This window comes from Bacteroides stercorirosoris (assembly GCF_900142015.1).
Classification (GTDB): Bacteria; Bacteroidota; Bacteroidia; order Bacteroidales; family Bacteroidaceae; genus Bacteroides; species Bacteroides stercorirosoris.
Genome location: NZ_FQZN01000025.1, coordinates 58,884 through 82,663 on the forward strand (window position 1 = coordinate 58,884; position 23,780 = coordinate 82,663).

Annotated in this window: 15 protein-coding genes; 7 read left to right on the plus strand and 8 right to left on the minus strand. The window is 45.8% G+C overall.

The window, feature by feature from the left end; all coding sequences use genetic code 11:
- Positions 1–20: 20 nt before the first annotated feature.
- The 3 genes from BUC01_RS17915 to BUC01_RS17925 form a co-directional block, all read right to left on the minus strand.
- A complete protein-coding gene (locus BUC01_RS17915; RefSeq protein ID WP_025835077.1) occupies positions 21–1,949 on the minus strand; it encodes a heparinase II/III family protein in 1,929 nt (642 codons plus the stop codon).
- A 141-nt stretch (positions 1,950–2,090) separates the two neighbouring features.
- The gene (gene dinB, locus BUC01_RS17920) at positions 2,091–3,194 is read right to left on the minus strand and encodes a DNA polymerase IV (RefSeq protein WP_025835076.1); all 1,104 of its coding nucleotides are present in this window, start codon (positions 3,192–3,194) and stop codon (positions 2,091–2,093) included.
- 26 nt (positions 3,195–3,220) lie between these two features.
- Positions 3,221–3,550, minus strand: coding sequence for a PAS domain-containing protein (locus BUC01_RS17925; RefSeq protein ID WP_025835075.1), 330 nt, complete (start codon positions 3,548–3,550; stop codon positions 3,221–3,223).
- Between the two features lie 268 nt (positions 3,551–3,818).
- Here BUC01_RS17925 and BUC01_RS17930 point away from each other — a divergent pair, with 268 nt between their 5' ends.
- The 7 genes from BUC01_RS17930 to BUC01_RS17960 all read left to right on the plus strand — a co-directional run bounded on the left by BUC01_RS17930 (position 3,819) and on the right by BUC01_RS17960 (position 15,750).
- On the plus strand, positions 3,819–5,414 hold the full coding sequence (locus BUC01_RS17930; RefSeq protein WP_244895760.1) for a DUF6377 domain-containing protein: 1,596 nt from the start codon (positions 3,819–3,821) through the stop codon (positions 5,412–5,414).
- Between the two features lie 203 nt (positions 5,415–5,617).
- A complete protein-coding gene (locus BUC01_RS17935; protein WP_073314404.1) occupies positions 5,618–8,632 on the plus strand; it encodes a SusC/RagA family TonB-linked outer membrane protein in 3,015 nt (1,004 codons plus the stop codon).
- A 28-nt stretch (positions 8,633–8,660) separates the two neighbouring features.
- Positions 8,661–10,391 (plus strand): RagB/SusD family nutrient uptake outer membrane protein, encoded by a 1,731-nt coding sequence (locus BUC01_RS17940; protein ID WP_025835074.1) that lies wholly within the window; start codon positions 8,661–8,663, stop codon positions 10,389–10,391.
- 260 nt (positions 10,392–10,651) lie between these two features.
- Positions 10,652–11,893, plus strand: coding sequence for a DUF5116 domain-containing protein (locus BUC01_RS25925; RefSeq protein ID WP_244895761.1), 1,242 nt, complete (start codon positions 10,652–10,654; stop codon positions 11,891–11,893).
- Positions 11,894–11,911: 18 nt separating this feature from the next.
- Positions 11,912–13,303, plus strand: a complete 1,392-nt coding sequence (locus BUC01_RS17950) for an alpha-galactosidase (RefSeq protein WP_025835785.1) — start codon at positions 11,912–11,914, stop codon at positions 13,301–13,303.
- Entirely contained in the window at positions 13,304–13,726 is a 423-nt protein-coding gene (locus tag BUC01_RS17955) for a CBM35 domain-containing protein (protein WP_025835787.1), read from the plus strand.
- Positions 13,723–15,750 carry a glycoside hydrolase family 97 protein gene (locus BUC01_RS17960; protein WP_025835789.1) on the plus strand — a complete coding sequence of 676 codons (2,028 nt, stop codon included), beginning with the start codon at positions 13,723–13,725 and terminating at the stop codon, positions 15,748–15,750. Before BUC01_RS17955 ends, BUC01_RS17960 begins: the two co-directional genes overlap by 4 nt.
- On the opposite strand, the gene BUC01_RS17965 is transcribed toward BUC01_RS17960, so the two are convergent.
- The 5 genes from BUC01_RS17965 to pelA all read right to left on the minus strand — a co-directional run bounded on the left by BUC01_RS17965 (position 15,704) and on the right by pelA (position 23,780).
- A complete protein-coding gene (locus BUC01_RS17965) occupies positions 15,704–17,053 on the minus strand; it encodes an MATE family efflux transporter (protein ID WP_025835791.1) in 1,350 nt (449 codons plus the stop codon). The two genes, BUC01_RS17960 and BUC01_RS17965, sit on opposite strands and share 47 nt — an antisense overlap.
- 98 nt (positions 17,054–17,151) lie before the next feature.
- Positions 17,152–17,862 carry a murein L,D-transpeptidase catalytic domain family protein gene (locus BUC01_RS17970; protein ID WP_025835793.1) on the minus strand — a complete coding sequence of 237 codons (711 nt, stop codon included), beginning with the start codon at positions 17,860–17,862 and terminating at the stop codon, positions 17,152–17,154.
- Positions 17,863–17,949: 87 nt separating this feature from the next.
- Positions 17,950–18,978, minus strand: a complete 1,029-nt coding sequence (locus BUC01_RS17975) for a L,D-transpeptidase (RefSeq protein WP_025835795.1) — start codon at positions 18,976–18,978, stop codon at positions 17,950–17,952.
- A gap of 392 nt (positions 18,979–19,370) precedes the next feature.
- Positions 19,371–21,032 (minus strand): glycoside hydrolase family protein, encoded by a 1,662-nt coding sequence (locus BUC01_RS17980; RefSeq protein WP_025835797.1) that lies wholly within the window; start codon positions 21,030–21,032, stop codon positions 19,371–19,373.
- Positions 21,033–21,734: 702 nt separating this feature from the next.
- Positions 21,735–23,780 (minus strand): pectate lyase, encoded by a 2,046-nt coding sequence (gene pelA / locus BUC01_RS17985; protein WP_244895763.1) that lies wholly within the window; start codon positions 23,778–23,780, stop codon positions 21,735–21,737.

A 23,780-nucleotide genomic window follows, 5' to 3' on the forward strand; every position in this document is an offset into this window, starting at 1 on the left:
AAAACGCAAATATAGATTATTTATTTGATAACGAACTTATACTTGCCCGTTAATCGTGCTTCTTTATCTTTCAATGTAATGCGGTATATTTCGGGACCCCAGACATTGGAAAGACGCGTATCCGGCAATTCGATTGTTTCAAGGTCTGCCGTGAACTCGCGGGGATATTCCAGCGTGACCTTCTGTCCCTGCACTTCGACAGTTACTTTCCCGAGAACGGAAATGTCCACTTTCCCCCAGGTAAGGAAGTTAACCTGATTAGGTGCTTTCGCTGATTTCAGGGAGAAATTATCAGTGATGGTCAGTTGCTTTTCGCCCAGGGAGTACGCACGTGTCCAGTTGTTCACTCCGGCTTCTTCGGGATAGGCTGTAGCTATATCGGCTGAGAAGAAGCGCTTTTTAGGCTGGCAGACAACGTCCGTAGCTTTATATTGTTGTCCGTAACTTTGCGGCACACCGTTAATCATCGGCAGATTGTGATAGTTGCTTTGCATCGTCCAGATGGTGTAACGGTCTTTGCTGAATGTCTGACGCGTATATGTTCCCACACCTGCATCAATCAGCACCGGTATGGTATTGACGTACAAGGAGAAAGTGCCCACGTCATTATGGTTATGGCTTTCATTGTTGAAACCTCCTTTTGTTGCCAGGAACCAACCGGACTTATTTGTCAGGTAGCAGAATTCCGTTTCGGGGTACCAGGTACAGGCAGGTATGGTGTGGGCTGCCACTGTCTTTTCCAACTCCCCATTCCACAAAATGGACTGCAAAGAACGGAATGTATCATTTCCCACAGGTATGGAGGGGCGTTTGCCATTCAGAAGATAGGCTGCAAACTGCATCATTTCATCACTACCCACGGCATGACCGTAGCGGTAAATCAACGGAGCGTCACCTCCGCCCTTAGCGGAAGCGTCGGCAAAGTTCACTACCCAGCCGTTGCCTACATATGTACGGCTGATATACTCTCCCATCCGGCGCACCATCGGTTCTTCGAAAAGCGAGACTTTTCCGCCTGTACCGTCAAAGAGTATCTGAAGATAGTCGTACATCTTTCCTGCGGCATGTCCCCAATAAGAAGGACCTTCCTCGCAGGCACCATCGGCTTTTACAAAGTTGATGAACTTATCGACTGACTGCATACTGCGCCATACTGCCTTTGCCAGGCGGTCACGGTCGTTTTCCAGCAAGAGATAGCATTGCAACACATTCGAGTTGCACCACGGATTCCAGTTATTGATAATCTCTCCCGGCTTCCAGTGAAAGGCCATCCACCATTCGCGGTCATTATTCATATAGGGGTCGAGAATACGTTCCTGTAAAGTCTGGCGCAGACGCAAAGAAATCGCAGGGTCCAGTTTATCGAATGAGTGATGGAAGAAATAATATACCCACGAGAGCATAGAACCGTAATTGCCGGAACCGAGGTCAATCACCTGTTCCCGGTAATCGGGTAAAGAGCGTTTCGTGCTTTGGCGTACCAGATGGGCGGAAAGTACCCAGGAAGTCATTTCGCAACTAAAGAACACACCGTTCGCCAGTTGGTCGATAAAGCGTCCTTTTCCTTCGGCAAGTTCGGCAAGCATCAGGGTATTGATGGCTTTGCGGTTGGCTTCATAAGGATTCTGCATGATATTGCGTTCGCCACTGCGTTCATATTCCAGATAGTCGGTGGCGCGGATTACTTTCCATTCGTAATTCAACTGTTTTTCACCAGCGCGAATAAGCGTTTCTTTATCAGCACCCAGCAATTCGTCCCAACCGGCACGGTCGGTATAAGCGGGATAAGGTACCCATTTCTGATTCATCACCAATACTTCCTTCAGTTGTTCTTCACTACCGGCAGTCTTTTGCAAAAGATTCCGTTCGGTATAGGCATGTGCTGAAACACCTGTGACAATAAGCAGGCAGAAAGAAAGGATAATGCGGCAAAGCGTGTTCTTCTTCATGATATTTAAAAGTTAGATTATCTGTTATACGATGAGGCAAAAGTACACAAGTTCCGCCAAAACAATGTATCTGATTATCCGTAGTTGGGTACAAAATCATCCATTTGTACATCGGATTAATAAATCACAGGGAAAGAGGGGTTATTTCCAATCACTAAATTCAAAGCTCAACTGTTCCCAAACGCCCTTCTCCTCTGTCTCCTCCCGCGGATTAGAAACAGAAAGACCTATCAGGCGGATAGGATGGTGTTCATAATCCACTTCTTTCAGCAATTGTTTCGCCAAGGGAAGAATCACATCAAGAGTAGTTAATTCTTTGGCCTGCGTAATACTACGGGTTATCTGGTTGAAATCATGAAACTTGATTTTCAGCGTCAGTGTATTTCCTTTAAAGTCCTTATGCTCCAGACGCCCAACCAGTTCCACCGCAGTATGATATAACTCGATGATAACCGATGAACGTTGCGAGATATCTTTCTCCAATGTATGTTCACAACCGATAGATTTACGAATACGCACCGACTCCACCGGACGGAGGTCAATTCCTCTTGCACAATCATAATACGATGAACCGACTTTTCCGAACTCACGCAGTAACATGGCTTGTGAACAGGCTCGCAACTGTTCTCCATTGTGAATCCCTAATGAGTGCATCTTCTTTGCCGTCACCGGACCTACGCCCCAGAAACTCTCGATGGGAAGACGGGCTATAAAATCCAGTGCCTGGTCAGGGTGGATGGTACACAGTCCATCCGGCTTGCGATAATCCGAAGCAATCTTTGCCAAAAACTTATTATAAGATATACCGGCGGATGCCACGAGATTAAGTTCTTTCCGTATCTTCTGTTTGATTTCCTTGGCAATGTCCACAGCCAATGGAATGCCGGATTTATTCTCTGTCACATCCAGGAAAGCCTCATCCAACGAAAGCGGCTCAATGATATCCGTATATTCATGGAAAATTTCATGTATCTGGCGGGAGACGTCTTTATACACCTCCATTCGTCCAGGCACAAAAATAAGTTGCGGACAAAGCCGTTTTGCTTTCGTAGATGGCATAGCCGAACGAACTCCAAAGCGACGCGCCTCATAACTGGCAGCCGCCACTACACCACGTTCTTCGGCATAACCCACGGCAACAGGTTTCCCACGCAACTCCGGATGGTCACGCTGCTCTACAGATGCGTAAAACGCATCCATATCTATATGTATGATTTTTCGTTCAGTGTCTTCGCAACACATCATGCATAATCAACTTTCCATTTTACGATTCATTTCCTCACATAGTGGGGCATCTCTCCGGGTATCTCCATGGAAATCTCTACCAGGCCTCCCACCACACCATCCTGTTTCCATGCCGTCTGATAAATCATTTTCCTGACTCCGTTCTTCTCAATGGTATAAGCATTGACACCTCCCGTTTCAAGCAGTTCGCGTATCTTGTCCTGCGATTGCGGGTTATGACAATCAAATAGATTCTTGCCTATCAGATTGCCATGTTTGGTAAACGTGCAGCATGCTTTCTCATTCATATAAAGGATGACTCCTTCTGTGTCACATACGGTTACGGCACAGTTCATTTCATTAGCCCATTCGTACATAGTTTTTGTTATAAAGTTACGGTTCATACCTTTTACTTTTATGCCCCCAAAGATAATGTTTTTCCCAATGACACTCTTATTGCCTGTCAACAAAATCTTTGAAAGACTGAAATCACTCGATTCTCTGATATTATACTGAACTTTACAGATATGCTCTTAATTAATATCAGTTCCTATAAATAAGTTAACGACTATTTTCTCTTACTCACAGGCAATATTTAAAATAAATCCCTAAATTTGCAGTACTTTCTTAACCCGCATACCTATTATGAAATACCTATTCAGCCTCTTGCTCCTATGCCAGATTATTGGACTGTCCGCCAAAGAACGTGTGGATTCTATACTCTCTGTCCTTGATAGCGAGATAGAACACCGTGAAATCTACTACCAACAGAAAGAAAAGAAGTTAGAAGACATAAAACAGCAATTCCGATACATCAAGAATCAGCGGGAAAAGTATAATCTCTGCAACCGTCTGTTCAATGAATACATCACTTATCAATACGATTCAGCTTACTCTTATGCTATACAAACGGAAGAAATATCACGCCAGTTAGTTGATAAGAACCTGTCGGCTGAGGCAGATTGTAACTTACTTTATTGCTATCTTTCCACCGGACTATTCAAAGAAGCATACGACATGATGAAATCTATTCATGTGGGAGATGTTACGGATTCTATCAAGTCCGATTACTATCAACTATGCATGAGATTATACTCCGACATGAGTAGTTACAATGAAGGAACGCCTTTCAATGCGGACTATAACCAGAAGATAACACTCTATTGCGATTCCGCCCTGCTCTATACTCCCGAGAATTCCTTCTATCACCAGAAGATAGAGGCTTTCAAATTCAGTGTGGGCGACAATGAGAAGAAAATACAGATGTACAAGCAAATGCTAAATGATTACGACGTTTGTCCACATGAAAAAGCAATCATCTACTCCATGCTGGGACGTATGTACATAGGGATGGGAGATTTTGAACATGCCATTTACTACATGGCACTATCAGCTATACAGGATATACGGTCGGCTACACGGGAAACGACGGCAAAGAAGGAACTGGCAAGTTATCTGTACGGAAAGGGAGACGTTCTGCGTGCCAGCAAATACATTCAGATTGCACTGGAAGAAACGAACTTCTACAATGCCCGACACCGTAAGATGGAAATAAACACTATACTCCCCATCATTGAAAAGCAGCGCCTGACAATGATAGAAGAGCGGAAAAGGGAAGTGACAATATCATTGGCAGTAATGAGCCTGCTGGTCATCTCACTTTTAGTCACCCTGTCCATCATTTATAAACAAATGAAAAAGCTGAGAACGGCCAAACAATCCATTCAGCAGCAATTCAATGAAATATCAGAAGTGAATGGAAAACTGCAAGAGTCCAACGAGATCAAGGATCAATATATCTTCCAATCTCTTTATGGTAAATCCGATTATCTGGACAAAGTAGAGAATCTGCTGAAAAAACAGGATCGTAAATTGAAAGCACGCCAATTCAATGATCTGCAAATCACGCATAAGGAGTTCGATATAAAGTCCGAACGGGAGAATATGTTCTCATCCTTCGACCAGACCTTCCTGAAGCTCTTCCCGAATTTCCTGACGGAATACAATAAATTCTTCCGCCCGGAAGACCAGGTGATTCTGGATGAGGCAGGCAACTTGCCACCAGAGTTGCGCATCTTTGCCCTGATTCGTTTGGGAGTGACCGAGAACGAGCGGATTGCTAAGTTCCTCAACCTATCGATTAATACTATATATGTATATAAGGCACGAGTAAAAGGAAAAACAATTGTGCCGAAAGAAGAGTTCGAAGAATATATTATGCAAATAAAGAAAGGAATTTAGCCACGCAATATCTCTAAAAAGGCTCTAAAACAGACCTTAATTTTCCGTTGAAAGGAGGAATGCATTGATTTGAATATCAAAGCATTTCTCCTTTTATCATTCTATATCCCGTCTTCATTGCTTTTTTCTCCCGCCTATCCGAAATACATTTGTCCCAAGGAAAAAATTCATTGAACCTATTAACTCATTTAAATCATTGTACCATGAAAAAGAAAACTAAGATTTATCCTTGGAAAATGTACTTTCATGTACTCCTTGGAATGTTCTTCCTGCTCCCTGCATTACTGAATGCCCAAAACACAACCATCAAAGTATCGGGAATAGTGACGGACACCAACAATGAGCCTCTGATCGGTGTATCTGTTGCAGAAAAAGGAACCACCAACGGAGCCATAACCGATGTCGACGGTAAATATTCGCTGACCGTCCGCCCCACAAGTACCCTACGCTTCTCCTTCATCAGCTACAAAACGCAGGAAGTGAAAGTAGACGGGCGTAAGACTATCAATATTCGTATGGAAGACGATGTGCAAGCTCTGAACGAAGTAGTCGTTATCGGATACGGAACGCTGGATAAGAAAGAACTTACCTCTGCCGTATCACACATCTCCAGCAAGGACTTTCTCCATATCAGCAGTCTGGACCCTTCCATGATGATACAGGGAAAAGTGGCCGGTGTATCCGTAACCAACACAGCTGCCGCCGACCCTAACAACCAGGCAAGTATCCAGATTCGCGGCATTTCCTCACGTGCTGCCGGATTGGGTCCGCTGATCGTAATCGACGGCATTCCCGGTGGTAACCTGACGAATATCAATCCCAACGATATCGCCTCCATGGATATTCTAAAAGACGGTGCAGCCTCCGCCATCTACGGTACACGGGGTAGCAACGGCGTAATCGTCATCACCACCAAGAAGGGATCACGCGACGGTAAATTCCATGCCACCTATAATGGTATGCTGACCGCCAGTATTCCTCTGCATGAACTCGACCAACTGACTGCCGAAGAGTTCCGCGAATACCGCGTTCCCAACAATCCGACCAGTGACCTGGGTGGAGCTACCAACTGGATTGACGAGATTACCCGCACCGGTTTCACCCATCAGCACACCGTCACATTGTCCGGCGGTACCAGCCAAAGTAATTACCGTGTCAGTGTGGATTACCGCAATGCGACCGGTATCGATATACGTTCCAGTCGCGAAGAGTATGGTGCACGCGCCTCTATCAACCATACTACTAAAAACGGACTGTTAGATTTCTCCATAAATATCGCACCGCGTATCGCTTACCGTGAAAATTCCTCCTGGGATGCCTTCAAGATAGCTATGGATGCCAACCCCACTACCCCACTGTTTGATCCGGAAAACCCGAATCTTTACTCTGACTTCACCGGACAGGAAGCCTTATGGAATCCTGTAGAAGAACTGAAACTGGAACAAAACGGTGGTGAAACCAAACTATTGGATTGGGATGCCACCGTAAAGCTAAACTTACTTCCCCTACTCGCCAAAGAGGGTCATTCCATTCATTCCCTCAGTACGCAACTGACTTTTGCCGACCAGCAATCGGATAATTTCGACTACTGGTTCCGTCCTTCCACAAGCCGCCTGGCAATGAAGAACGACTATAAAGGAGAAGCCAGCCGCACTTACAGCAAATACCGCCAGCATAGTCTTGAATGGTTGGGCAACTACGCTATGGAATTGAAGGGACACCGTGCCCGCGCCATGGTAGGCTACTCGTATCAATACTTCCAGAATTCAGGTCTGAATGCCGCCAATAAGGATTTCTCTTCCGACGGACTTCTGTACAACAACCTCGGTTCCGGTGAATGGGCCAAGGAAGAAGGACGCAACGAAATGGGCACCAACAAAAGCGACTCCAAACTGATTGCGTTCTTCGGCCGTCTGAGTTATGACTACAAGAACCGCTACCTGATGACCGCTTCTCTGAGATACGAAGGTTCCTCCCGTTTCGGAGATGACAATAAATGGGGTTACTTCCCCGCCGTATCTGCCGGCTGGCGTATCAGTGAAGAGGCTTTCATGAAAGATATCACATGGATCGATGACCTGAAAATACGTGGTGACTACGGTGTAACCGGTAATCAGGATTTCGGCAATTACCTGTCCTTGTCTACCATGAGTAGTTTCGGCAGTTACTACTACAACGGCCAATATTTCACCGTATGGGGTGCAGGTAAGAATCCTAATCCGGGACTGAAGTGGGAAAAAGGTAAAAACTGGAACATCGGCGTGGACTTCAGCCTGTTCAAAGGAATATTGAGCGGTTCGGTCAATTACTACAACCGTAAGCAACAAGATTTGCTGGGCGACTACAATGTACCCGTTCCTCCCTACTTGTTCTCTACCACTTTTGTCAATGTAGGTACCATGCGCAACACCGGTATCGAAGTCGACCTGAATATCCAGGCTGTGAAGATGAAAGATTTCACCTATACCGTCAATCTGGTAGGCGCCACCAATGAGAACAAGTTCCTCAAGTTCTCCAACAACGAGTTCACCGGACAGAATTATTACGACCTGGCGAATATGGAAAGTCCGAATCAGCCGGGCAAGTTGCAACGCATAGAAGAAGGACAACGCCTGGGTAATTATTACACCTGGAAGTATGCCGGTATCGATGCCGATGGCGACTGGGTAGTATGGAACAAAGACAATACGGAGATGATTAAAATATCCGATGCCAAAGAAGAAGACAAGCGGGTAACCGGTAACGGACTTCCCAAATTCACAGCTTCCATGACCAATACCTTGACGTATAAGAACTGGGGATTAACCATCTTCCTTCGCGGTGCTTTCGGCTTCGACCTCTTCAATGTACACGACTTCTACTGGGGCATTCCCAGTATGCAAAGCAATGTGCTGAAAAAGGCATATACCAAGAACGCGGCCATTAAGAAAGGTAAGAATGTGCTGACCGACTATTTCATAGAACGCGGCGACTATGTGAAGCTCGATATGGTAACCCTGAGCTACACTTTCCCGATCAACAACAAGTGGCTGGACAGTGCCCGCCTCTACGTCACCGGAAAGAATCTTGCTACCATTACAGGTTTCAATGGCGTAGATCCTTCGACTTACCAGACCAACGGATTGACTCCGGGTGTGAACCTGAACGGTACGGAAGGTACCCGCCGGTACTATCCTTCCACTACACAGGTCATGTTCGGTGTCCAATTAGACTTCTAAATGTATAACCTTAAAAAACAATAGAAATATGAAACTCAAGAATATATTAACCGGTTCGCTGGCAGGAGTATTGCTTCTCGGCTCCCTCAGCGCATGCACCGACCTTACGGAAACGGTATACGACCAAATCATGTCTACCAACTATTACAATACAAAGGATGATATTATCAAAGCCACATTCCGCCCCTTCGAACATGGATTCTACAGCATCGGGCCGCGCCAGGTGTTGCAAGAGTGTTGTGCCGATCAACTGGGTACCTGGGCACGCGATGGCTGGTGGTATGACAATGCCAAATGGCAATACTTGCACTACCATACCTGGGCTGCCGACAATGAATCCATCAAAAGTGAATGGGAAAACTGTTTCACCGGAATCATGCAGGCCAATTCCGTCATAGATGACCTGCAAAAGCTGGACCCTGCCAAATTCAACATGTCACAGGCGGAGATGGATAACTTCATCGCACAGAACAAAGCATTACGCGCATGGTTCTACATCCGTCTGCTGGATGCTTTCCGCAATGTACCGCTAGCGGTCAGCCTGGACCAGAGCAAGAACTCCGTCGGGCAAGTGACACCGCAGGAACTGTTCAACTTTATCGAAACGGAACTGAAAACATCTATCGAAGCACTACCAGCCAAGAATGGTAATGCCGGCAACGGGATAGCACAAGGACAATGGACCAAAGCCGGTGCAGCCGCATTGTTAGTGCGCCTCTATCTGAACGCGGAGAAATGGATCGGAACTTCTAAATATACGGAATGCGCCACATATGCCCAAAACATTCTGGACGGCGACTATGGCTTCTACGAACTGGGAAAGACCTGGGACGAAGTATTCGACTGGACAAACGACCGATGCAACGAAACCATCTTTGCTTTCCCGTCGTCCTACGGGCGTAGTTACTGGCACTATTCGGGCGATACATACTGGTGGGCCGTCCCTGTCAATGCACGTTTCTACTTCGGCGCTTTCAAGCAAGGAGACTTCAATACCAAATATGCCTTGCAACCCAGTCTCGACCTGAATAATAATGAATACAACTTCAAACTCGGCAAGTTTGTCAGCAAATTCAAGAAATATCCGAAAGATTATCGCCTGACCATGTACCGGAATCTGGGCAACAGTACCCGTGAAGGTATGTTCCTTTATGGCTACCTGCCCTACACAGCCGATGACGGCACCCAAAAGAAAGTGACTTCCCCCGTAGGAGGATATGAAATCTACATCCGCGACCAGGTAGGAGTATTTCACGAACTCGCTCCGGATCAACTTCCCGCCGACCGCACTTCAAACATGAATACCGGCGACCATAACTCCGGATGGCATTTTGTGAAGTATCCCATCTACAGCGACGAAGACGCAGGGAAGCGCGAAGCCGATTACAATGAAATTCGTCTGGCGGAAATCTACTACTCATTGGCGGAATGTAAGTTCAAAGCAAACGATGTGGACGGAGCTGCCCGGCTGCTGAATACGGTACGTAAACGTAACTATCCGCAAGATACATGGGCAGAATACCTGTACAAGCCCGAAGGTGCAGTAACCCTGACGCAAGATGAGCTTTACGATGAATGGGGACGTGAATTCCTTGCCGAAGGACGCCGCCGGGCCGATCTTATCCGCTGGGGATTGTACTGTACGGAAGAATGGTGGGACAAGAAACCCGATGCAGATTCACACTGGGATATCTTCCCTATCCCACGGGATATGATGGGAGCGGATCATACACTTGAGCAGAACCCGGGTTACAATTAGAATGAGCATGCCTCAGTATATGACTCGGCATAGAATCAATGCCAATGATTCCTACAATCAATGCCAATGATTCCCACAATCAATGCCAATGATTCCTACCATCAATACGGATGATGACTACCATCAATACGGATGATGACCACCATCAATACGGATGATGATATGACAACCCATAGGAACAGTATAGTTTAGTTACGCTGTTTCCCGTGCAAAGTCTATCACCGAAGTTATTTAATCACATAACAAATAATAAGATTATCATGAAGAAAGTAATAAATAAACTCATTTTCATCTTCCTCCTCCTCCCCCTACTGACCGGATGTGAGAAAGATAAAGAAATCGTCGTAGTGGAACCCGTAGAGAACTACACACAATTGTACGGGCTCGGCACCATCTTCAGTTGGGATTCCAACGCTCCCACCGAACTGAAGCTGACTGAACCGAATACATTCACCATAGATAAAGTTATCAAATACTCCGAAGAGAACAAGCAATTCAAGTTCATCCTTGAAAAAGGCGATTGGGACAAAGTACGTTACCTGGTACCCACCTCGACAGATGACGGCACCGCCGTAAAAGTCATCACTCCCGGAGAATACGACATGCTGATATGTTCTGAAATGACAGGCGACCTGCGCGACCACTTCTGGGGAATACCCGAAGGAAGCGACGGTACCTACCGGATTACAGTGAACGTAAAGAAACTGAAACTAACCCTCGAAAAAATCAGTGACGAAACCGAAGAGCCGGAACCGGAGATAAAGACGATTTATGGCTTGGGAAGTGCTTTCGGATGGGATTCGGGCAGTGCAACCGGATTAGTACCCGACCCACTGTATGCCAATGTATATAAGGCAGAAGTAAACCTGGTTTATAGTGAAGAAAACAAACAATTCAAGTTCATCCTTGAAAAGGGAGACTGGGATAAAGTCAATTATCTGGTGCCCGAAAGCGTGGATTACAACGGAAATGTCAAGATTGTAACACCCGGCGAATACCCCATGTTTAAATGTTCAGAAATGGAAGGCAACCTGCGCGACCACTTCTGGGGCATCCCCGAAGGAGCGGACGGGAAGTATATACTAACCGTAAACACCGAAACCATGATTCTGAAAGTTGAAAAGGTTGTAAAAACCATCTACGGCTTGGGTACCGCTTTCGGCTGGGATTCGGGTAATCCGACCGGACTTATACCTTCCCCGGATGAAGAGGATATCTATACGGCGGAAGTCGACTTGAATTACAGTGACGAAAACAAGCAGTTCAAATTCTGCCTCGAAAAGGGAGACTGGGATAAAGTCAATTATCTGGTGCCCGAAAGCGTGGATTACAACGAAAATGTCAAGATTGTGACACCCGGCGAATACCCCATGTTTAAATGTTCAGAAATGGAAGGCAACCTGCGCGACCACTTCTGGGGCATCCCCGAAGGAAGCGACGGAAAGTACAAACTGACAGTCAATACGAAGACCCTGAAACTCAAAGTTGAAAAAATCAATTAACCTCAAAACATGATTGCCATGAACTATACAAAATGGATACTCGGACTCGCAACCATCTTCTTGTCATTTTGTCCTCACTCCTCCGTAGCCCGTGACAGTCCCTTCACCCGTCACGGCACGGGACCCAAATACTGGATTGCCTACGAAGAGTGTTTTGTAACCAACGTTCCTCTCAGCGAGGAACGCTGGAAAGCAAACATCGACTGGATGGAGAAGACTTTCAAACCCTACGGTTACGACATGATCTGCAATGACGGATGGATAGAAGCTGCACAAACCGTCAATGAGAACGGCTATATCACCAAGTACAACAGTGACTGGAAAAACGGTTTCAGCTACTGGGCCCGATACCTGCAAGAACGGGACATGAAGATGGGAGTCTACTATAACCCCATGTGGCTGACCCGTGCCGCCTATGAACAGAACCTGTCTGTAAAAGGAACTTCTTACCGTACCCGAGACATTGTGGGATACAAATCGTTCAACGATCCTCTGTATTGGGTGGATGTGGATAAGCCGGGAGCCAAAGAATGGATTCAGAATTATGTCCGCTATTTCAAGGAAATGGGCGTCACCTATCTTCGCATAGATTTCCTGGAAAACTATGAAACCAACTATGGCACCCGCCGCTACGAACAAGCATTGGCATGGATTGCCGAAGCTGCCGGAGATGATCTTTTCCTCAGTCTTGTGATGCCTCATTGTTATAATCATGCCAAGACGGAATTGAAATACGGGGATATGATACGCATTGACGATGACTGCTTCGACGGTGACTGGGACTTTGTCAGCAACCGCCGCCGCGGGCAGCAGAAAGACCATTGGCCGCAATTCGGTAATGCTTTCGACGGATTCATTGGTTTTGCCGATGTCGGTGCACGAGGGCAAATGATACTGGACGGTGACTTTATGCGTATGAATAAACTGGCAAATGACAACGAGCGCCGCTTCCTTTTCTCGCTGATGATTATGGGAGGTTCTGCACTTGCCATTGCCGACCAGTATGATACGATTGGAGATCACGCCTGGGTTTACCAGAATCCGGAAATGAACGAGTTGAACAGTCTCGGTTTTGCCGCCAAACCATTGAGTTACGACTTTCGGGATGCTGCGAACAGTTCCCGCTGGATCGGCCAGTTGCCTAACGGAGATTGGGTGGTAGGATTATTCAACCGTGAAAGTACTCCACAGACACGCAGCATTGACTTCCATCGTGAACTGGGCATTGAAGACGGGCAAGCCGTCAATGTACGGGATTTATGGGAACGCAAAGACTTGGGAGGTATGTCGGGAACATACACCATAGAATTGCAACCCCACGAATGTAAAGTAATCCGCATTCAACACAACACCCTGAAAATAGAAGCAGAAACGGCTTCCGTAAGGGGTGGAGCAAAATCAATCAAGTAAATGAAGTACTACAATCTATTACTAATGGCTTGTCTCCTGTTATCCTGCAAGGAATCCGATTCCGGGCAGGATAACGATGGCAACCAAGAGAATACTTACAGTGGTGCCGGCTACGTCACAGGACTGGAAAACCCCGGCGCCAATGTACTCTTTGCAGTGGAAGTTCCCCAAACGGGGGACTATCCGCTGGAAATCAGATATCGAAATACAGGAGTAGCAGACGCAGTGGCTTTGATCACCGTCAATGATGTGGCGATAGAGAAATGGTTGCAACTTCCTGTACAGGCTGACCAAACAGCCTGGCAAACCGCGGAGACAGAAATATCCCTGCAAAACGGTATTAATTATATAATCATTCAGAACAGTACGTCCAAAGGCGGATGCTTTGAACTGGACTATATAAAAATAAGAAAGAAATCATGAAAAGACTTCCTAATTATTCTCTGCTATGGGTAAGCTTTATCGTTTTCCTCTACACAAGTTGCAATCCGGCATCGCAACTCGCTGTAAGTTCTCCCGATGGTAACCTCTGCCTGCATGTAGAAACAGAAAACGGAAAACTCTATTATGAACTCTCACGAAATGGAAAGCCCATACTCGATAAGTCACGCCTCGGATTTATCCTGAAAGAAGATACACTTGCTGACCATCTGGAAATAACAGAAGCTCTTCATCATTCATTCAGCGGGATATGGGAACAAATCTGGGGAGAAGACCGGATTGTGGAAAACAACTATCATGAGATGACCATTCATGTACAGGAAACATCCGCACACAAACGAAAATTCAAAGTTGTGTTCCGGCTGTTCAATGACGGGTTCGGCTTCCGCTACGAATTTCCGGTACAGGAAGCATTAAAAGACTTTGTGATCATGGATGAACTTACAGAGTTTGCATTGACCGGTGATCATAAAGCCTGGTCCATACCTCATGAAGCACATTTTTATGAAGCACTCTACGAGGCATCTCCTGTCAGTAAACTCGGTTGGGTAAGCACACCGCTCACTATGGAAACCAATGACGGACTTTTCCTGAGCATCCATGAAGCCAATCTGACAGATTATGCCGCCATGAATCTTATCCCTAAAGAAGGTAGTATGACCCTGAAAGCCAATCTCACTCCATGGTCTACGGGAGAAAAAGTTTTTATGAAAGCTCCCGGTGTCACTCCCTGGCGCACGATGATTGTTGCTGAAAATGCAGGTGATTTACTCCTGTCACGCCTTATGCTGAATCTGAACGAGCCTTGCCGCATTCAGGATACATCCTGGTTACAACCCGGAAGATACATTGGAATCTGGTGGACTTACCACATGCATAAACACACCTGGCACACAGGCCCACGCCACGGCGCTACCACTGCCAATGCACTGCGGCATATAGACTTTGCCGCCCGACACGGTTTTCAGGGAGTACTTATTGAAGGTTGGAACAAAGGTTGGGATACTTATCATTTCAACTTTACCGAACCTTATCCTGACTTTGACCTGAAACAGATCACCGACTATGCCGCTTCCAAAGGCGTGACGCTTATCGGCCATCATGAAACGGACGGCTGGGTATCTGATTATGAAAACCAAATAGAAGCAGCCTTCAATTTATATAAAGATCACGGCGTGCAAATAGTCAAAACAGGCTATGTAGGCAAACTGCTGGATGGCAAAGAGCGACACAGCAGCCAGTTTGGTGTACACCACTACCGGAAAGTTATTGAACTGGCAGCCGACAAGCATATTATGATTGACAATCACGAACCCGTGATGCCCACCGGACTGCAACGCACCTTCCCAAATCTGATGACACAAGAAGGTGTACGAGGGCAGGAATGGGATGCCTGGGACAAAGATGGCGGCAATCCTCCCGTACACACTACCATCATTCCCTTCACCCGTGGGCTGGCAGGTCCCATGGATTTCACCCCCGGCACTTTCCGCTTCGAAAATCCGGTGTTGCCTCAGACGCGTGTACAAACAACGCTTGCCAAACAATTGGCTTTATCCGTTGTGTTATACAGTCCCCTGCAAATGGCCTCTGATGAAATAGAAAACTACGAACGGAACCCTGAACCGTTTTCATTTATCACCGCCTGCCCTACTACTTGGGAACAAACCATAGTACCCGAAGCTAAAATAGGCGAATATGTGACAATTGCCCGTAAAGAACGCGGAAGCAGCGGACGTTGGTTTATAGGAAGCATCACTAATGAACAACCTCGGGAGATGCAACTCCCCCTCTCCTTTCTGGATAAAGGAAAACGATATAAGGCTGTTATCTACAGAGATGGAGATAAGGCTGATTATCGTACCAACCCGTATCCGGTGATAATAGAAGAACAGGAAGTAACCAGTGAATCGACCCTGCAAATAGCACAGGCACCGGGAGGAGGTACGGGAATTATACTCACTGTTCTCTCCTCATCCGGAGCAACCTCCGATATACAAAAATAAATGCCGGCACCAGGAACAGGACAGCCGCAATCCATGCCGTCGGATCACCGAAGCAGACCGCGAGATAGCCGAAAGCGGGCACTGCATAAAGACTGACCAGCACACGCGCTATCATTTCGGAAACTCCGGAAAGCATAGCAAGATTGGTATATCCCGCTCCCTGAATGGTATATCGCAGAATACAAAGCAGTCCCAAAACTGGGAAGAAGGACACGGAAATATGCAGGAACAACTCCGTGTCCTTCAAGATTTCCAGTTCAGACGCTTCCACAAAAAGCAAGGCAAACGTACGTGCACCCAGCATCAATACGCAGAACGTAAATGCCCAGTAAATAATCATCATTAGCGCACTTACCTTTACTCCCATCCAAATACGTTCGGGCTTGCCCGCACCATAATTCTGTCCGGTATAAGTAGCCATAGCAATGCCCAGACTTTCAAGCGGGCACATAAAGAACATCTTGATGCGCATGGCAGCCGTAAAAGCTGCAACACAAGCAGTTCCCAATGCATTGTTGGCGCTTTGCAACATGATACTTCCGATAGCGGTAATCGAGAATTGTAATCCCATAGGTACACCGATATACATCAATCTCCGTGCCAGAGCACCGTTGAACTTCCGCTCATCCGGTGTTCCCCGCAATATATCAAAACGGCGCATCATATATCCATAACACAACACAGCCGATACGCCTTGTGAAAAGACCGTAGCGATGGCGGCTCCCGCCACTCCCCAATCCAATACCAGGATACAGAACAAGTCGAGCAGAATATTAAGTATAGTAGAAAACAACAGAAACCAGAAAGGCGTCTTACTATCACCCAAAGCACGAATGATGCTGGACAGCAAATTATAAAAGAAGGTACAGGGAACTCCGATAAACGTTATCAATAAATAATAGTAGGCATCCTGGAATATGATATCCGGTGTACGCATCATCAGCAGAATATCTCCACACAGAATACTCGTAACTACCGCAATCACCACCGACATCACCGCCGCCAGTTGCAAACTGACCGATATATAACGACGCATCGTGCTATAATCCCGCGCTCCGAATTTCTGCGCCACAGGAATACCGAAACCTCCACAACATCCATTGCAGAAACCAAGAATAAGGAAAACCACCGAAGTACTTGCTCCGACCGAGGCCAGTGCATTAATACCCAAGAATTTTCCTACGATTGCCGCGTCGACCAGAGAGTATGTCTGTTGTAGCAGGTTTCCCATCAACAGAGGCATAGTGAAATTGAATATCAACGGCAATGCGCGTCCTGCCGTCATTTCTCTTGATGTTGCCATAAATTAATCCTCTGAAAATTGCACGCAAAGGTATGAAAAGATAAGATTACAGGAATTGACAAACGTCAAAAATATGCTTCGTAATGAAAAGAATTAAACTACAGTCCGTCTGCATCTTTTAAGACTGAACTGTGTGCCAGATAATCAGGAGTTTCAGCATAGATATACATCACACTTCCTCCTTTAATGGCATCAATGATAGGACGGGAAAGTTTTTGCGGAACAGCCGGACAGCCAAAGCTTCTTCCCAAACGTCCTCCTCTGCTGACTACCGAAGGATCGGCATAAGCCGCCCCATGCATCACAATGGCACGCTCACGGGCCCGGTCGTTGATTCCTTTTTCCAAACCATTCAAAATAAGCGAATACCCATTCTTTCCCTGATAAGTAGATTCTGTAAGATAGAACCCCAGTGAACTTTTGTAGGAACCATATTCGTTGGAGAAGGAAGTGGCATAATTATCACCGCTATTCTTTCCGTGGGAAACAACCGATGAGAAAAGTACTTTACGTTCCCTCATGTCAAATACAAAAAGACGTTTTGCGGTAGAAGGACGGGAAAAGTCTATCAATGTCAACACCTCCCGTTTGCGATTGTCTATTTTATAATAACCTGCTACAGCCTGCCGGAAAGCTTTCCAGTTGACAACTCCTTCCAACTGCATGGAACGGTATAAGCTCGCATAAGCCTCAACATCAGATGCAGCAGCCCTTTCAGCAGAGTCTGGAATGTTATCTGACGACTTGCCGCCCAGAAATAAGGTACAAGGAAGAAATAAGAATAAAATGAATACAATAAATCGCAACATAAAACTTTAGCCAGAGAAATAACGGCGGCTAAATTACAGTTTTTTCTCCAGACACCTATCACACAGATAGTTAAAAATGAGGGTTCACTATTCAATCACCACAACCAAAGAGCGTTCGGTAGACGCCCAATCGAAAACGAACTTGGAATGTGAAGTGGCATTGCGCACACACATATGCGAACGTGGAGTGGTTCCCAACGACCAGCTATACTCAATCATACTTGTACGCGGCGCATTCACCGGCACTCCATGGATATAAGCTCCGTTCGTAAAACGACTGGCATAAGGGGCATAGCCTCCTGTCTCCGCCGAACCATCTTTCAGGAACACCATACGCGTTTTCTTCTGTTGAAGCAGATACATCCCCAGTGGGGTTTCCTGAGCATAGGGTGGAGCATGCATTCCGGTAGTGGCGGGATTCATGCTGCGTATCTTCCACTCACCTTCCGAGACATGTTCCAAGGTAGTAATATTCTGATCCAGGCGGTCGACAAAAATCACATGATTAAAGACGGTGCTATCCGGCAATTGTTTCAGATAACTGCGTGGTGCCAGCCATTCTTCTTCAAAAGTGGCGGGTAATATCCGGTAAAAACTTCCCTCCTCGCCTTTCAGATAAGCGATAGTACCGTCTCTACCATAACGTTCGGGCACCAGCGTATCAGCGGGCAGATATAGCGGCACCGATTGATAGCGCTCCACGCCCAATGTATCAGATACACGGCGGTACACATTCCGCACGAACTTACGTACCAGGGGAGCTTCTTTATTCAGATTCTTATAATTCTGCAACACCACCCACCTTGCAGTAGTATCGCGCTGCATATTCTCGATATAAGCCAGACAGTTCCGGATGACATCCCATTTGAAAGAGCGTACCGTATCCTTATATGGATAGGTATCTTCGAGGGTATGCTGGTCATAAAGCAATTCTTTGGTAAGGGAAATATCGGCAGCGGTCAACTGTTTCTCTTTAGGATGAGGAAATTCCAGCACAGCCGTATCCTTAGGTTCAGACTCCTGCACAACTACCGGCACAGGTGGTTCCTGCCGGTTACGACATCCGGCAAAAATCAAACCAACAGCCACGCAGGCAAAAAGAACGAAATGTTTCATAAAATGAAATTTAACTATAACCTAATAACGACTATCCGCCTGTTATTGTTGACTCTTTATAGAAATCAATTACATAAGAAGTAACAGCAGGTATCGTTTCATCTTATTCAGGTAATACGAATTTCCGCAAAGATAGGAATTTAATGAAAGTTTCCGAAAGATATTGACGGTATAATATTAATCATTCGCTTATGAGCAGAACCTTTTATATTAAAATTAGACAAGTTAGGAAGGCTTTATTTATCAATACATTACAAGATCCAAACTCCTTGCATACAAAAAGTTAACTTCCTGTTGACAAGAAGTTGAGACCTTGTCGACAGGAAGTTAATACCTTGTAAGCGGAATATTTATCCCCTTATCAAATCATCGAAACCGATAGCTTTCTCAGATTACTCCAACACTTTCTTTTTCAGATTAAATGTTGACAATACTTTTTTGCCGGAATAGAGTGTCACTATCAAATCATATTCCTTTCCTTCCTCAACCACATCCTTAGCAGAAAGCAATATATCTGTTTTTTCATAAGGCTTCAATGCCGGAACCATACCGGAAGCTACCTTTATTGTTTTTCCTTCCTTTTTATACGCTACTTCCACCAATGCTTTCTTTGAGCCGACCTGACCGAAATTCTGTATTTCCACTGTACATTCCAATCCCTTCCCGGACTTGGTAAAGACTGGGGCACGAGCTGAAAGGATCGGTTCTATATAATCAATGTATGGCAAACGCGCATACCCATAAAGCATTCTTCCATCTTTGTATTTTCCAATTAATTTCGGGGCAAATTCATCTTTAGTGATGCCATTTCCTTTGCCATTGAAAGTTACAATCAAATCCTTGCCCTCATTTTCTGTGGTCAAAACCTGGCAGCCTCTGCCATAATTCACTTCTTCAGAAGCACCGAAACGCAAGGAATTCACATCTATATCCGTCTGGGGATTGAAGCCTTCTTCCGCCTGTATCTTCACACGAATTGTTTTTGTACCCGAGGTGATAGGTTTCTCGTCCAGTATGGTAAGCAACAATCCCGGATTCAAGGGAATGCTGATATTCTTTGAACTATGGTGATCAAAAGGTTTATCTTCGTTTTTAAGCGTATCGATTACCGCGAAATTAGCCTGAACAGCACGTCCGTATTTATCCTGATACACTTTAAGGCGTTCATATTTGAACCAGTCTTCCACCTGTCCGTCTGCATGTACAGCAACTCCCGGCATATAAGCTTCACCCGGATCGACCACCCAGTTCACTCCATCCTTTGAACGAAGATAGAAAGCAATACGTCCCAGCCAATCATTAACAATCAGGTGATACTGAATATGATCGCGCCAGATTACGGGATCTTCAAACCGACCGTCTACATCCGGATAAACCCGTTTGTCGGTCAGTTGATTGTATTCCGATAGTCCATCTCTGCTGACCCAGATACCACCACCACGACAAACCATCACATAAGAGCTGTCTTCACGCTGGGCAAATGAAAGATTAGACAGGCCTTCGATAATACGGCGGTCGCGTGCATTGAAATCAAACTTTCCATATTCCCATTTTCCATTCAGATCATCGGATACATAACGTCCACCAATTACATAGACAACATACCGGCCATCTTTAGCACGGAATATTTCAGGATTATGCCCTTTACCTATGATACGAACAGGCTTGAAGGGCCCTGTCAGATTATCGCTTACAGTATGAAATACGTATGAGTTAGGCCATTCCATGTGTCCTTTAGGTGAACATTCCAGCCAGCCGCAGGCAAATAGATGATATTTACCGTCTTCGCCTTTTCGGATATTTCCACCCCAATAGGACCAGATACCGTCTTCAATGCCATTATCTACATAACGTGGAAGCACACAGTCAGCACCCCATGCATCGGATGAAAGTACATTTCCCTTCATCGGCAGGAAGCGATCCATAAAGCGGGCGCCTTTCACTAATTGTTTCCATTCCGCAGGACGCTCCCGTTCCGTTATTTGTGAAAAAGAGGAATGACTGACCAGGAACATGACTCCCAGTAGAGCAATTTTAAAGAGGTTTCTTTCCATAAATATAATATTAGAATCGGTTTTAAATAGATTTACGTGGCCAAAAGTAGAAAAATTGCATGTAAAAGGAAAAGGAAAGAAAGTAAAAAGGTACGTAAACCTTTACGTAAACAGGGATTACAAAGTTTCAATTCATATTGATTGTCCTGCAGCAAAACATATAGGCATAATTCCTTTCTGATGGGTTATGAATGAAACAGATGATTATTGCGCAGCTCAAGGCTGAAAGCCTTTCATCTTACAGCCCAGGGCAACGCCCTGGGAATTGAGTAATGTTTATCCCCGCGCCCTGTAAGGGCATAACAGCACACATCAGCTTTTGCCCTTACAGGGCGTAAAATTGTGGGGGACGATTCATTCCCAGGGCGTTGCCCTGGGCTGTAAGATGAAAGCCTTTCAGGCTTAGGCTGCGCTAAATTATCATTTGATTCCTTTTCGCACCAGTTACGAGAAAGCTTCCGTTTCACTTCATAGGAACATTTGTTTCCTTATTGTGAGACATCAGTTTCTTAGGTGAGACACTTTTATTTCTCGCCTGAGAAACTATTGTTCCACAGGCAAGGCACTTTTGTTTCAAAAGGAAGAAACTAAATGAAACAAACAGAGGCACGACAAAGCATCAGTATCTCCCTTTTCAGCCACAAGAAAAGGCGTAATCTTATGACTACGCCTTTTCTCTTGCCAAGAGGTTTATTCTATTTGTCAATAGGCCAGCACAGACCACAAATCGCGTATTCGCTGCTCGGGATCCCACTTACCGTCAAACGTCCATCGGGCAGTGATGCCGTAAAATGCCGGTGCACTCTCCGCCTGTTGCAGATTATTGTCCAACCAACCGCTATGACCTCCCTGACGATGACAACCATAGTAATAAACACGCTGTCCCCACGGACAAGGATCGAGCACTTTGTCCGAATAAGCATAACCAATATTGCAGTCCAGAATCTGTTCCGACATCTGACAATTGATAATAAAGAACTGCGAGTCATGATGCCAACGTCCGAGAATAGTGGGCGATTGAGCATCAAAGGACGAATTAGTGATTACCAGTTTCTTACTCTTATCCCCCCGGCCGTCATGCCAGATCAGTGCACGGCCATCGCCATAAAACCGGCAGCGAGTAGCATAACACCATCCGCGCGGACAAAGAAAATCCACTCCGGGACAACGCAGATAAAGATCGGCATGATAATACATTCCATTGCCTTTCGGCGCCCAAAGTGAAAGTGCATCATTACCATCAGCCCATACATTGCAATTAATAACAATGGTACGTGTAGCACGTCCAAAGATAGACATCTGGTGGGTGGTAGTGTTCTCAACAGTAGTTCCATAATTGTTATATACCGTCAGCCCGCTAATTACACAGTCATCGGCCCCCTCTTGCAGCACAATCACACCATTGCCTACAGGTTTTCCATGATATTGAGTGATGGTCCTTGTCTTAGCTGTCTCGGCTAAAACAATCACTGTACTGTCACGGTTCTCACCTACCAATACAATGTTCGGACGGTCTATGATGACCTTTTGATTATAGTTACCTTTTAATATAAGAATCTTGAAAGGACTTGCCGGTGTCTCAGGTGCTCTCTCAATGGCATCCTGAATACTTTGTCCCGGCTTCACCACCACATCGAAAGCTGTACGATCCATCACCGGACGACGATACATTTCGATAATTCCCTTTTCATTAGCTCCTTTGGAATTCAGACTAACATTTACTTTGTGCTTCGGATCATATTTGGCAACCCAGGTATCATACAGATTGAAAAGCTCGGCCGGACGACTGTTATACCAGCTGTAACCATTGCGACGTTCCACTCCGATTTCCTCCAATCGACGTCGTGGCAAACCGTCACGGTCGCAAACATAAGGTTCGCAATACTTCAAATCATAATAACGTGCCCATATCGGTCCGGCTTGCGGATCTTCCACAAGACGGGTATCCCGTACACCATGCTCTCCTGCCGACCGTTCACATCGCAAACCGGTGAGTTTATACGTATCAAACCATTTCATAGCTCCGTGGACAGCCCGCTTAACACGTGCATCGGGTTTAGGCAACGTCATAAGCAAGCGCACGATGGCAGCACTCTCTGACGAGCAATACGAGGGCAACTCGTAGGCACGTGCCGATGCCGGTTTCAAGGTTTCCCGGTCGTGCTGCTGACACCATACCGTAAGCTGTCCATCAGTAACGATCTGTGTTGCCAGAATACATTCAATCCCTTTATCAAAAGCTTTCGACAGCCGTTGACGCATTGCCTTGTCGGTGAGGTCACCATCATAAGGAAATTCAGCAGTCATAATGTCATGCAGTATTTCCAGTGTATTCACTATCGCATCATCATTAAAAGTAATATGTAGCTGGTATCCGCGCATTTCCGGCCAGAATTGCGGCCATCCGCCATTTTCATACTGACCGCTCAGAAGATACTCCACCGCCAGACGGAAGGCGTCACGGTAGCGCACATCCTTTGTTTGCCTGTATAAACGAGCCAGATAAATCATCTGCATGGTGGTCGCATTGTTATCAATTGTCGAATCGTCACGGCGTGACTTCTCCTTTAAGATTTGTGCTAATTCCTCATTGCTCATCTTCTGAGTCATATCGATATTTTTCGGCCAACCACCGGTACAACGCTGAAACGCCAGCACCTGATTGCCTATGCGACGTGCTTCTTCAGTCTTGAAAAATTCATTGTTTGTTTCGCGTAAAACATTGCGTCTTGGCATTTGCTGTGCCAT

Coding starts and splice junctions, on each gene's coding strand:
- BUC01_RS17980 (WP_025835797.1), bottom strand. CDS start 21,032: ATGGAAAGAAACCTCTTTAAAATTGCTCTACTGGGAGTCATGTTCCTG.
- BUC01_RS17965 (WP_025835791.1), bottom strand. CDS start 17,053: ATGGCAACATCAAGAGAAATGACGGCAGGACGCGCATTGCCGTTGATA.
- BUC01_RS17975 (WP_025835795.1), bottom strand. CDS start 18,978: ATGAAACATTTCGTTCTTTTTGCCTGCGTGGCTGTTGGTTTGATTTTT.
- BUC01_RS17955 (WP_025835787.1), top strand. CDS start 13,304: ATGAAGTACTACAATCTATTACTAATGGCTTGTCTCCTGTTATCCTGC.
- BUC01_RS17935 (WP_073314404.1), top strand. CDS start 5,618: ATGAAAAAGAAAACTAAGATTTATCCTTGGAAAATGTACTTTCATGTA.
- pelA (WP_244895763.1), bottom strand. CDS start 23,780: ATGGCACAGCAAATGCCAAGACGCAATGTTTTACGCGAAACAAACAAT.
- dinB (WP_025835076.1), bottom strand. CDS start 3,194: ATGATGTGTTGCGAAGACACTGAACGAAAAATCATACATATAGATATG.
- BUC01_RS17940 (WP_025835074.1), top strand. CDS start 8,661: ATGAAACTCAAGAATATATTAACCGGTTCGCTGGCAGGAGTATTGCTT.
- BUC01_RS17950 (WP_025835785.1), top strand. CDS start 11,912: ATGAACTATACAAAATGGATACTCGGACTCGCAACCATCTTCTTGTCA.
- BUC01_RS25925 (WP_244895761.1), top strand. CDS start 10,652: ATGAAGAAAGTAATAAATAAACTCATTTTCATCTTCCTCCTCCTCCCC.
- BUC01_RS17915 (WP_025835077.1), bottom strand. CDS start 1,949: ATGAAGAAGAACACGCTTTGCCGCATTATCCTTTCTTTCTGCCTGCTT.
- BUC01_RS17925 (WP_025835075.1), bottom strand. CDS start 3,550: ATGTACGAATGGGCTAATGAAATGAACTGTGCCGTAACCGTATGTGAC.
- BUC01_RS17960 (WP_025835789.1), top strand. CDS start 13,723: ATGAAAAGACTTCCTAATTATTCTCTGCTATGGGTAAGCTTTATCGTT.
- BUC01_RS17930 (WP_244895760.1), top strand. CDS start 3,819: ATGAAATACCTATTCAGCCTCTTGCTCCTATGCCAGATTATTGGACTG.
- BUC01_RS17970 (WP_025835793.1), bottom strand. CDS start 17,862: ATGTTGCGATTTATTGTATTCATTTTATTCTTATTTCTTCCTTGTACC.